Below are 12,367 nucleotides of genomic sequence, written 5' to 3' on the forward strand. Positions count from 1 at the left end.
TTTTCAGTTTTGTGACGGTCGAGGGGTTGCCAAGCCCGGGCAACCCCTTTATACGCCCCGTCAGACGCGCAAACGGCGCGACTGGAACGGGTGATTAGCTCAGTTGGTAGAGCAGCTGACTCTTAATCAGCGGGTCGTAGGTTCGAACCCTACATCACCCACCAGACTTCTTCAGATATTGAATTTCGAGATATCATCGCCGAGTCAGCGTGACCGGTTTTTGCCGTTTGGCTATATCCTCTGCCGGAACCGGATGTCCTAAAGCACGTCGCGATCTTTCAGATTCGCTCTTAACGCATCATCTCTTTATTTTATCGCATGTCGAAGCTCTTCCCCCCGATTGGGGAAAGAGCGCTGCGTATCGGGTTTTCAGAACTGGAAGTCGTTCTTCTCCAAGTCCCTGATTTCCATATCGGCGAGCACCAGCTTGGATCCGTCAGTCGCCGTGATCAGAAGGTTGTCGCCGACATTGTCGATGTGATTTTTCTTCAGATCCTTGAAGCTGGTGATCCCGGCCGCATCCGACAGGTCGATGACGTCGCCGTTCGCGCCGTCGCCTGTGAAGTCCATGATCATGTCCTTCCCATATTTGGCTCCGAAAATGAACAGATCGCTGCCGCGGCCGCCGGTCAGGATGTCGTTCCCCTTCCCGCCATCGAGTTCATTGTCGTTCTTGTCTCCGGTCAACTTGTCCGCAAAGTTTGAACCCAACAAATTTTCGATGCTGATATAGCTGTCGCCTTCAGCGTCGCCGGTGTTCTTGCCCGGGCGAGTAAGACTTGCGATCACGCCGGATTTCGCGTTGTCATAGGACGCGGTATCGGCGCCACTGCCGCCGTCGAGTTCGTCCGCTCCAGCCATCCCCTCCAGAATGTCGTTTCCGCGGAGGCCTCTGAGAATGTCATCGCTGGAAAAGCCGCTCAGGCGATCGTTCCTCGCCGTGCCGACAATTGCTTCCTCGACATCGACCACCTTGATGGTGAAGTCCTTTTCGAAGGACAGGCCACCGGAGTCGGTGACCCGCACCGTGATCGAGTAGGATTTCTTCGTTTCGAAATCGAGGGATTTTCCTTCGGCAAGGACGATTTCATCGTCGATGATATCGAACATCTCCCGAGCGCCGCCAACGATGCTGAAGCTCAAAGAGTCGCCATCATCGGGATCCACGCCCTTCAGCCTGCCGACGAGATCGCCGCCTTCGGCATCCTCGTCAATCTTGCTGTCCCTGAGCGCGATGCCCGTCGGAGCGGTATTCGGCGATGCGACATCAATGTCGAACACATCCGAGGCCGACGAGGAGCCGTCAGACGCCGTCACCATGACCGAGATGATCCCGACATCGTCTTCGCCGGGAGCGCCGCTGAAGACACCCGTTTCCGGATCGAAACTCAGCCATTCCGGCAGTTCGCCGCCATCCGCCAAAGTTGCGGCATAAAGAAGGTCATCGCCATCCACATCCTCGAAAGCGTCGACGGGCAAGGTGAAACTCCACGCCGCTCCCGCCGTCGTCGTCTGGTCTTCGATGGCTGTGACGAGAACAGGCAGATCGTTTTCCGGAGTCACGCTCAGCACGAAGCCCGTCGACACGGACGATGCGCCGTCGGACGCCGTCACGACGAGATTGATTTCACCGTTGAAGTCTTTCGGCGGGACGCCCGTGAAGGTTCCCTCCTCGAAGGACAGCCACTCTGGCAAGGCGCCGCCGCCCTCGAGCGAAGCGACAAGCGAAAGCGTGGCGCTGTCGATATCGGCGAACGTGTCGGCTGGGACCGTGAAGCTCCAGGATCCGTCTTCCGCGATCGACTGGCCCGCGATCGGATTGACAAGGACAGGCGCATCATCGACCGCGCCGATCACCACACTCCGGCTGCCGCTCACCACGCCGCCGAAACTATCGGAGACGGCATAGGTCAGAACAAGCTCGCCATTGAAGTTGGCGGCCGCCTTGATGGTGAACGTGCCGTCGTCATTGTCGACGATATCCGCGCCATTTGACGCCGCGAGATCGACGATGGACAGAGTGTCGCCGTCGGCGTCCGTGAAGCCAACCAGCAGATCCGCCGCCGATACGATGTAGTCCTGATCCTCGATTCCAGCAGCGAGAACGGCCGTCGCAGCCCCTGTCGGCACGATGTTCGCGGTGATATTGAACGTGAAGACGTTCGACGTCTCATCCGTGTCCTTGCCGCCAAAGGCGGATCCACCGTCGTCGACAACGGCGAAATTGAACGCAACGACCTCTCCCACCGCAAGCCCCGGAGGAGCGGCCCACGTCAATCCCGTAATGTCTTCGGCCAGGACGACCTGGTTTTCCGTCACCGCAACCCCATTGAGCAGCAGCGTGCCCACCGGCGGAAGACCGACAATCTTCACCCCCTGAAGGGCGTTGCCATTGGCGTCGACAAAGGCGAAGTCCTCGCTGGAGAAAGAATAGACTTCGTTTGCCCTGATATCGGCGTCGGCGTCGGCGGAGGACGGCGCGTCATTGTTATAGGTGATGGTCACGAGACCCGTCGTGGTCACCCCTTCATCGTCGCGGACCACATAGCTCAGGCTATCCGAATAGAACCCGGTTCCGCTATGCGTGTAGACAATCTTGCCGTCCACGATGGACGCAACGCCCTGGGTTGGATCGGATCCGATCGATTCCAGCGTTACCGCGCCGCTGTCGGGATCGTAGTCATTGGCGAGGACGTCGATGACGATGGGTTCGACGCCGCCATTGGCGAGATCGACGGCGTCCTGTGTCGCGACTGGAGCAATCGCGACGACGCCATTGACCACATCGAAGCGCCAGATGCCGACCGAGCCGGTATTGCCTGCATTGTCGTCGAGGCCCAGCATGTCGTCCTCGATGCCCGATTGCGGCAGTTCGACATAATGCACCCCGTCTCCCGCCGAATAGCCGGCGCTGGCGATCGCGCCGCTATGTCCGTCGACGCCGCCGCTCGCGTCGCCGGTGGTCCAATTGACGTCCTCGTAACGGAAGATCACCGAGAAATTACCATCGCCGGTGTCGACCAATTGCATTTGGAAGGCGTTGAGACTGTCGGTGTTGTTGGAATAGTAGCCGACATCGTCCCATGTGATGGTCACCACGCCGGCGGCCGCGTCGATGTCATACCAGACGAGGTTGGAGCCGGCGCTGGTTCCTCCCTCCGTCGGCGTGACGCTGCCGCTACGCGTGTCCACATCCGAGAAAAAGGCGGCGATGATGGGGATGGAAGAGCCGGCAATACCGAATGGCGTATAGGTCGAAAGACCTCCGTTGAAGGTGATATTGCCGTTGTTGTTCACATAAATACTGTCAAAGCGCGTCCCGAAGAAATTGATGCCGTCCTGGAAGACGGAGGAAATGTCGATGGCGGAAGACGAGCCGTCGTCATTGCGCGTCAGCGCATTCTCGCCGAAGCCGGAATCGCCGCCCAACCCGTTCACCAGAGCCGCCTGGCCGGTCGACGGCAGTTCGTCGACATCGCCAATGGTGATGTCGAAGGTTTTTTCGGTGACATTGCCCAAAGCGTCGGTCGCGGCCACGATAACCGCGAGAGACGAGGTGTACTCATAGTCGATCGGACCGGCGACCCGCAATTCGTTGCCGACGATGGTGAAGCGCCCGCCAGCGTCGTCCAAGAGAGAATAGGTGATGGCGTCGCCTTCGTGATCGCTGGCCGAGATCAGCCCGATCACCGTGCCGATGACGGCGTTCTCGTCGACGGCATTGGCGGTGAGCGCGAGATTTTCCGGCGGAGAGTTGATGTCTTCCACCGCAATCTCGAACGAACCGAGCGTCGACAGGCCCGTCGGATCGGTCGCCTTGATGATGACGGAGATAGGCGGCGAGCTTGTCGGATCGAGGTCGATATCGGCCTTGATACGCAATTCGTTGCCGACGATCTCGAAAATGTCGGCGGAGTCTCCTTCGAGCGTGAAGGTCAGAGGATCTCCGTCGGCGTCATAGGCCGAGAGCACGCCAACCACGGAGCCCGCGCGCGCATCGGCGTCAACCACCGCGCCCGACAGCTGGAGATCCTCCGGCGCGCTTGCGCTGCCTTCTGTCTCGTCGGAAAATTTCAGGATCTCAATGCCGTTGAGTTGATCGGTTCCGTCGAAACCCTCGCCGCGAAGATCGATGATCGTCGTGCTTCCGTCTTCATTTTCGGTGATCTGATAATTCGCGCGCGTTCCGGAGAAAATGGCGGTGTCGACACCGGTGCCGCCGTCGATCACGTCATTGCCTTTGCCCCCGACAAGCTCGTCATTGCCGCCGCCGCCGGCCAAGGTGTCATCCCCCTCGCCGCCATCGAGATTGTTGTCGATGACGGTCCCGGTGATCTGATCGCCGAAGCGGGTGCCGACGACGTTTTCGATGGTCGACACACCCGTCACGAAGCCGACCGATGACTGGATGACCTCGACGATGTTGGAGCTGTCGGAATTCAACGTCACCACGGCGCCGAAGCCTGCATCCTCAACCATTTGCTGATAGACGGCTTCGGAACCATCGGTCACCGCATAGATCGGCGTGATGCCCGCGGCCCGCAGCGCATCGGCCAGCTGGCTGAACCCGGGATAATCTTCTCCCGTCGACGGGGGTGTTCCGTCGAGAACCGTGTCGCCGTCATTGGGCGTGCCGATGCCCTCGCTCGCACCGTCGCCCGCCACGTGAGGCGGCGCGTCGGTGAGGATAATCGCGATTTTCACGCCATCCGCCGTCCAGCCAATCTCCGAAGTCCGCAGAGCGATCTGCAGCGCCGCCTCCAGTTGCGATTCTGGTCCATCCGCGCCGCCGCCCAGGGTGAGCGCGTTATAGGCCTGCAGGAAGTCGATGATATCAGACGTCAGCGCCAGATTCGTCGCATAGGCGTAATCGGTTCCCTCGTCACCGAACGACCCGATGGGCTTGTCCATGAAGGAGGTCAAGCCGAAGGTCGCGGAGGGATCGAACGCCCTGATCGCATCGATGATCTGCGGCACGAGATCCAGCACCATCGGCAAATCGTCCCCGAAGGAGCCGGTAAGATCCTGCGAGAACACGACCTGCAACGGTCCCCCCGTGGAGCCGCCGACGCTGCCGCCGACCAGGGTGACCAACTTTCCATTGACGGTTCCACCGGTGGAAAGATCAATGACCGCCGGACCTTCGGCGCCGGACAGGTCGAGCGTGTCCTCGCCAGAGGAATCGGTGATCTCAACCGTTCCGTCGAGATAGACATAGGTGTCGTCGCCGGAGCCGCCATCCAGGTCGTCGTCGCCGGCGGATTGGACGAGCGTGTCATTCCCGGAGCCGCCGAAAACCGTGTCATTGCCGGCTTCGCCATCAAGCTGGTCATTGCCGCCTTCGCCGTAAATCAAGTCACTGCCGCCGCGCCCGTCGATCGTGTCGTCCGCAGACGAACCATAGACGGTGTCGTCGCCCTCCGTCGTGATGCCGGCGTGCTGGGGAAGGTTCCAAACGGCGCCGTCTTCGAAGCGTAGCTCTTCGACCTGGTTGGACAATCCGTCCAGGAAGCCATCGATGACGATGGCGTCGCTGCCGTCGATCGAGATCACCAGATCCCCGTCCGATTGCCTGATCGTGACATCATCTTCGGTAATGCCGTATCCGAGCACGATAGCGTCAGTGTCGAGGTTCACTCCAGAACTTTCCGCGCCGGCGTCGGTTTCCAAGATTGTGTCGACGCCATCGCCCCATTCGAAATAATAGGTGTCCGATCCATGGCCACCCTGCAGGTCGTCATTGTCTTCACCACCCCTGATGGAGTCGTCGCCGTCGCCGCCGGATATCGTGTCGTCGCCGCCATTGCCATAGACAGTCCAGCCGACATCGGCGGCAGAGATATCCACCAGATCATTGCCCGAGGATGCGTCGACATATCCGGCCAGGCCGCTTTGGATGGAGCCGATCGCGAAAGATCCCTCGGAACTCAGGGTAATGTCGACGCTGTCATCCCCATCCGCCCCCACCAATGTCTGCGCGCCGTCGAACAAGTCGGCGTCGGCGGTGATATAATCGACTTTCAGGATCTCAACGTCCATGGTTGAGCCGGACGCGAATGAACCGCTGACAATCGCGGTGTCTACGCCGTCGCCGCCCATTAGCGTGACCATGGAGTCGGATCCCGATATGTCGATGAGGTCATCGCCTATGCCCCCATCCACATACATCGATTGTCCGGTATCCCAGGCCTCTCCGGTAATCGTGTCGTTGCCCTCGCCTCCAAAGGCCGTGTCGCGGGTTGTCTGCAAAGAGTTTGAATCAATAGAAATGCGATCGTCGCCATCGCCGCCAGCGATCACGTCGCTGCCGTCATCGCCCGAGAGCAAATCTGCGCCAGCCCCGCCGGTGATCGTGTCATCGCCGTCAGACCCATAGACGGTCCAACTGGCGTCCGCGGCGGACACGTCGATCGTGTCCGCGCCAGCCGAGCCGCTGACATACCCCGACAAACCGCTCGCGATCGCGCCGATCGCAAACGAGCCGTCAGAGCTCAGGGTAATGTTGACGCTGTCATATCCATCGGCGCCGACAAGCGTCTGCGCGTCATCGAAAAAGTCGGCGTCGGCGGTGACATAGCCCACTTTCACCACTTCAACATCGAGCGACGAGGCGGCGGAGAATGAGCCGATGGCGACAAATGTATCGACACCTTCGCCGCCTGTTACCGTGACCGTGGAACTGGCGCCGGATATCGTGATGACGTCATCGCCCGCCCCGCCGTCGACCGACACCGACTGGCTCTCATAAGACAGGTATCCGCCGATCGTATCGGCTCCGCCGCCGCCGAGGACGATATCGAGCGTCCCTTCCGTATTATTGCCATCGATGTCGATCTGGTCGTCGCCATCTCCCCCGTCGATCACGTCGCTGCCGTCATCGCCCGAGAGCAAATCTGCGCCGGCCCCACCGGTGATCGTGTCGTCGCCGGCAGAACCATAGACAGTCCAACTGGCGTCGGCGGCGGACACATCGATCGTGTCGGCGCCCTCTGAGCCCGTGACATATCCGGACAGGCCGCTCTCGATCGCACCGATCGCAAACGAGCCGTCAGAACTCAGGGTAATGTTGGCGCTGTCATACCCATCAGCGCCGACAAGCGTCTGCGCGCCATCGAAAAAGTCGGCGTCAGCAGTGACATAGCCCACTTTCACCAATTCGATATCGAGCGACGAGGCGACGGAAAACGAGCCGCTTGCGTCGAATGTATCGACCCCTTCGCCGCCTGTTACCGTGACATTCGAACTAGCGCCTGAGATCGTGATGGCGTCATCGCCTGCCCCGCCGTCGACCGACACCGACTGGCTCTCATAAGACAGCGATCCTCCAATCGTATCGGCGCCGCCGCCGCCGAGGACGATATCGAGCGTCCCTTCTGTATAATTGCCATCGATGTCGATCTGGTCGGCGCCGTCTCCCCCGTCGATCACGTCGCTGCCGTCATCGCCCGAGAGCAAATCGGCGTCTGATCCGCCGGTGATCGTGTCGTTGCCGTCAGAGCCGTAAACGGTCCAACTGGCGTCGGCGGCGGAAACGTCGATCGTGTCGGCGCCCTCCGAGCCCGTGACATATCCGGACAGGCCGCTCGCGATCGCGCCGATGGCGAAGGATCCCTCAGAACTCAGGGTAAATTCGACGCTGCTATACCCATCGGCTCCCACCAATGTCTGCGCGCCGTCGAAAAAGTCGGCGTCGGCGGTGACATAGCCCACTTTCGCCACTTCAACATCGAGCGACGAGGCGGTGGAAAATGAGCCGCTTGCGACAAATGTATCGACATCTTCGCCGCCTGTTACCGTGACCGTGGAACTGGCGCCGGATATCGTGATGACGTCATCGCCCGCCCCGCCGTCGACCGACACCGACTGGCTCTCATAAGACAGCGATCCGCCAATCGTATCGGCTCCGCCGCCGCCGAGGGCGATATCGAACGTTCCCTCCGTATAGCTGCCGCCGAGATCGATCTGGTCGTCGCCGTCTCCACCGTCGACGATGTCGCTGCCGTCATCGCCCGAGAGCAAATCGGCGCCAGTCCCGCCGGTGATCGTGTCATCGCCGTCATAGCCGTAGACACTCCAACTGGCGTCGGCGGCGGAAACGTCGATCGTGTCGGCGCCCGCTGAGCCTGTGACATAGCCCGATAAGCCGCTCTCGATCGCGCCGATCGCGAAGGATCCCTCGGATGTGATCGTGATACTGGCGCTGTCATACCCATCAGCGCCGACCAGCGTCTGCGCCCCATCGAAGAAGTCGGCGTCGACGCTCACCTGTCCGGCCGAGACAACTTCGACATCGATCGAAGAGGTCGAGGAAAACGACCCGGAGGCGATCAATGTATCGGTGCCTTCGCCGCCCGTCACGCTGATGGTGACGTATGAGCTGCTGCCATATATCTCGATGGCGTCGTCGCCGCTTCCGCCATCGACGGACAATGATTGACTGTCTTCTGACAGAGAACCTGAGATCGTGTCGGATCCGCCGCCGCCCAGAACCGTATCGCTGGTTCCGCTGCTGTAATTGCCCGACACATGTATCTGATCATCGCCATCGCCGCCGTCGACAATGTCGTTGCCGTTGTCTCCGGAAAGATAATCGGCGCCGGATCCACCCGTGACCGTGTCATTTCCGTCCCCGCCGTAAAGGGTGACGGAATAGCCCGCGAAATCGCCGCCCTCCAGCCCATCGGATATTACGTCGTCGCCGCCGTCGCCATAGATGTTGTCGAAAACGTAATAAATCGGATCGGAAGGATCGGTATTATCTTCCGTGACTTCCGTTTGAAGTATTTCAGACGTATAATCACCATTTTTCACTTGCCCAACGACGACGGCCATGCTGAATTCCCCCTTTATTTTTCCTCAAACGGCACAGGAGCAATCATGTCCCTGTTTTCGTCGATGAGACGGGGAGCGAAACAGAGTTTCTATTTTGTTTCACCCCCCATTTGGGGGAGGTTAACAAATAATTAGCAAAACTAAGTTTGTGTTCGAGCGTGGAATTCTGACCGTCGAGCGTCGGCAGGCCTTCCAGAGAGCCCGGAACGGACGGAAAAGGGCTTTATGGGGCATTTTCGCTTTTGTTCACACTTTTGCGATATTGTGACACCATTATTCATTCGAAGTGACTTATAATGCGTGACACTGCAGAGACCATTGGGCCTGAAGGCCAAGATGATTTCCAATCGCTTTTTGCGACGCATCCGTCGCCAATGTGGGTTTATGACCCCACAAGCCTTCGTTTCCTCGCCGTCAACGACGCCGCGCTTGCCCTTTACGGTTATACCCGCGAGCAACTTGCCAAAATGACCGTTCTGGACATTCGCCCGACCTATGAGCGCCGGCGGATGCAACTGGCGGTGACGGCGCGGAGCGACATCGAACGGGCAGGACGCTGGGTTCATCTCAAGGCGAATGGCGAGACCTTTGAGGTGCAGACTTATGGGCGGGCGATCCGCTTCCGCGGCGTCGACGCAATCCTGGCGATGGTGCAGGACCGCACTGAATTCAACGAGGCTCAGCGCAAGGTCGACGAGGCGCAGAACATCCTCAACGCGATCATTGAAAACATGCCGAATGGCGTCTTCGTGAAGGATATCGCCGCCGACGGCGCCTATGTCATCTTCAATGCCGTCAGCGGCGCCAATGACGGCAAGGATCCGGCCGACGTTCTGGGCAGGCGCGATATCGACATCTTTCCGTCCGACGTGGCGAACGTCTTTCTCGCATCGGACCAGGTGGCGCGCTCGTCCGGCGAAGCCTATGTCTATGAGGCTCCCCACCGCATCGTCGACGGATCCGAACGGATCATCAAAATCACCAAGAAGATGCTGGATCTGGGCGACGATCAGCAGCCGCGCTTTTTGCTCGGCGTTTCCGAGGATGTCACCGAGGCCCGGATGTTCGAACGGCGGCTCGAAAAGCTGGCGCTGGAGGATTCGCTGACCGGGCTCGCCAATCGCGCGGCTTTCATGGACCATCTCAACAAGGCCATGAAAGGCGGCGGCGTGGTGGCGCTGGCTTTTCTCGACGTGGACAATTTCAAGGACATCAACGACACCGGCGGCCATAGCGCCGGCGACGCCCTGTTGCGCCAACTCGCGGCTCGACTGACGGCGGCCCTGCCCGATACGCTGGTGGCGCGCCTGGGCGGCGACGAATTCGCGCTCGTGGCGCGACTGGCCGACGCCAGCCAGGTCGACGCCTTTGGAGAGAAAGTGCAGGCGGTGTTTGCAGCGCCCTTTGCGCTCGAGATCGGCGAGGAATTTCTCAGCTGCAGCCTGGGCGTGGCCCTCGCCCCGCATCACGCCGATACTGAAGAAGAATTGCTGCGCCTCGCCGATATCGCGCTCTACGCCGCCAAAGAGGCGGGACGCGCGACATTCCGCATCTATTCGCCGATCATGAGCGCAGCGGCCCAGCGTCGTCGTCAGATGACCATGGAATTGCGCGAGGCGATCGCGCGCGACGAATTGGTGCTGCATTACCAGCCGCTGTTCCGTCTGGCCGACGGCGGCCTTTCCGGCTTCGAGGCGCTGGTGCGCTGGCGTCATCCACGCTTCGGCCTGATCGGCCCCGGACATTTCATCGATCTCGCGGAGTCCACCGGCCTCATCGCCCCGCTCGGCGACTGGGTGCTGCGCCACGCCTGCGCCACGGCAAGCGCTTGGCCCGCCGATCTGTCGGTGGCCGTCAATCTCTCCGCCCGCCAGTTGCAGGGCATGAGCAATCCCGAAAGCGTCGAACACGCGCTCGCCGAAAGCGGGCTCGCCCCTCATCGGCTCGATCTCGAAATCACGGAATCGGTGTTTGTCGGCGACACCCAGCACAGTCTTGCGCTGTTCAAGGCGCTCAAGGCGCTGGGGGTGAAGATCTCGATCGACGATTTCGGCACCGGCTATTCGTCTCTCGCCTATCTCAGAGATTTCCCGTTCGACACGATCAAGCTTGACCGCAGCTTCATCGCCGATCTCGACAACAACAAGGGCTCCCTATCGATCGCAAGAGCGGTCGTTGCGATCGCCTCGGGCTTCGGAGCCACGACCGTCGCCGAAGGAATCGAAACGGAAAGCCAGGCGGCGGCGCTGAAGGAACTGGGATATGATCTCGGCCAGGGATTCCATCTCGGCCGACCGCTGCCGCTAGAAGCGGCTGAGGCCTTGATTTCCCTCCACCAGTCCGCTCCAGTTCCGGCTCAGCGCCGCACGAGGCGCAAGGGCTGAACGCGCGACCACCTGCGGGGTAGGTTTTAACCCTGTTGATAATAGCCGCGATTTCCCTGCAAGAGGGACTTGCCAAGGCCGAAGAAGCTCTTTATACGCCCCGTCAGACGCGCAAACGGCGCGACTGGAACGGGTGATTAGCTCAGTTGGTAGAGCAGCTGACTCTTAATCAGCGGGTCGTAGGTTCGAACCCTACATCACCCACCAGATCTCTCTTTATCCTGTAAAGACATATATTTATCGTAGCGCTGAGATTGCGTGCTGACAGGCGCGCTCAGTCGATAGTGAACGTTTCGGCGTCGCATTGTCGCGCTCGCCGCCAGCTATGCGACCGACACATCCGCGCCCCAGCGAAGAAGCGCCTCCTCACCCGCAGGGGTCAGCGCATAGACGCCGCGCTCGACGCGGACAAACCAGCCGTAAACATTGTTTTGCAGGATCTTGGCGGCGTCGGGACAATCGGGCCGCAGCTCTGCGGGCCGCGTCCGGCCAGCGCCGATCAACCCGGCGACCGCCAGCGCCTGCTGGCGATAGGCCGTCATCTGCGGAATGCGCGTCGAGCCGCCGATGATAGGATCGCCGCGCCGACGGTCGAATTCGCGCATCAGTCGCGACCGCCGTTTCGGATTGGTGCGCGGCATCGGCGACACCGATTTGACGATGACTTCCGCTTCGCCGCGATCGTCGACGCCGATCATGCCGAGACCCAGGCGACGGCAGAGATCGCGGAAGCGTCGATCCGCCTCGCGCCCCCGCCCCTTGGCAGACACCCGCGCCGCGATCCACACTTCGTCTGCCGCTTGCGCGCGATCGACCGCCTGCAGCACGAGTTCGAGGTTGAAGCTCATTTTCAGTTCGCAGACGACCACCACCTCGCCCGCCTCGCCCGCCATCCGCCCGACCACGTCGCAACCGCCGACCTCGCCTTTGACCTCGAAGCCCAGGCTTTCGAGGAAGCGCTTCACCGGCAAATAGAGATCGGTTTCCATGAGGAGTCCGGTAGGGTGCTGGGGACAATGGAGGAAGAAAGTTCGCGGCGTGCTCCGCCCCTGATCCCCCTGCCGGGACCTTCTCCCCGCGCCAGCGGGGAGAAGGAGGATATGGCAAGGCCAGTGCTCCACCACCCTTCGCCCCGCCATGCGGGCAGACTA

The 12,367-nt window shown here is 60.6% G+C and carries 3 protein-coding genes and 2 tRNA genes; 3 read left to right on the plus strand and 2 right to left on the minus strand.

The window, feature by feature from the left end; genetic code table 11:
- The first annotated feature begins 88 nt into the window (after positions 1-88).
- Positions 89-164 (plus strand) — tRNA-Lys (locus tag M2360_RS15995).
- 205 nt (positions 165-369) lie between these two features.
- Here M2360_RS15995 and M2360_RS16000 read toward each other — a convergent pair.
- A complete protein-coding gene (locus M2360_RS16000) occupies positions 370-8,832 on the minus strand; it encodes a cadherin-like domain-containing protein (RefSeq protein WP_280776263.1) in 8,463 nt (2,820 codons plus the stop codon).
- 296 nt (positions 8,833-9,128) lie between these two features.
- On the opposite strand from M2360_RS16000, the gene M2360_RS16005 reads away from it, so the two are divergent.
- Positions 9,129-11,216 carry a bifunctional diguanylate cyclase/phosphodiesterase gene (locus M2360_RS16005; RefSeq protein WP_280776264.1) on the plus strand — a complete coding sequence of 696 codons (2,088 nt, stop codon included), beginning with the start codon at positions 9,129-9,131 and terminating at the stop codon, positions 11,214-11,216.
- 131 nt (positions 11,217-11,347) lie between these two features.
- Positions 11,348-11,423, plus strand: a tRNA-Lys gene (locus M2360_RS16010).
- 116 nt (positions 11,424-11,539) lie between these two features.
- On the opposite strand, the gene M2360_RS16015 is transcribed toward M2360_RS16010, so the two are convergent.
- Positions 11,540-12,205 (minus strand): DUF2161 family putative PD-(D/E)XK-type phosphodiesterase, encoded by a 666-nt coding sequence (locus M2360_RS16015; protein ID WP_280776265.1) that lies wholly within the window; start codon positions 12,203-12,205, stop codon positions 11,540-11,542.
- Positions 12,206-12,367: the final 162 nt, after the last annotated feature.

This window comes from Rhizobium sp. SG_E_25_P2 (assembly GCF_029892285.1).
Lineage (GTDB): Bacteria > Pseudomonadota > Alphaproteobacteria > Rhizobiales > Rhizobiaceae > Rhizobium_E.

What these genes read in the sequence shown, in the direction of transcription:
- M2360_RS16000 (WP_280776263.1), bottom strand. Translation starts at nt 8,832, where the DNA reads ATGGCCGTCGTCGTTGGGCAAGTGAAAAATGGTGATTATACGTCTGAA.
- M2360_RS16005 (WP_280776264.1), top strand. Translation starts at nt 9,129, where the DNA reads ATGCGTGACACTGCAGAGACCATTGGGCCTGAAGGCCAAGATGATTTC.
- M2360_RS16015 (WP_280776265.1), bottom strand. Translation starts at nt 12,205, where the DNA reads ATGGAAACCGATCTCTATTTGCCGGTGAAGCGCTTCCTCGAAAGCCTG.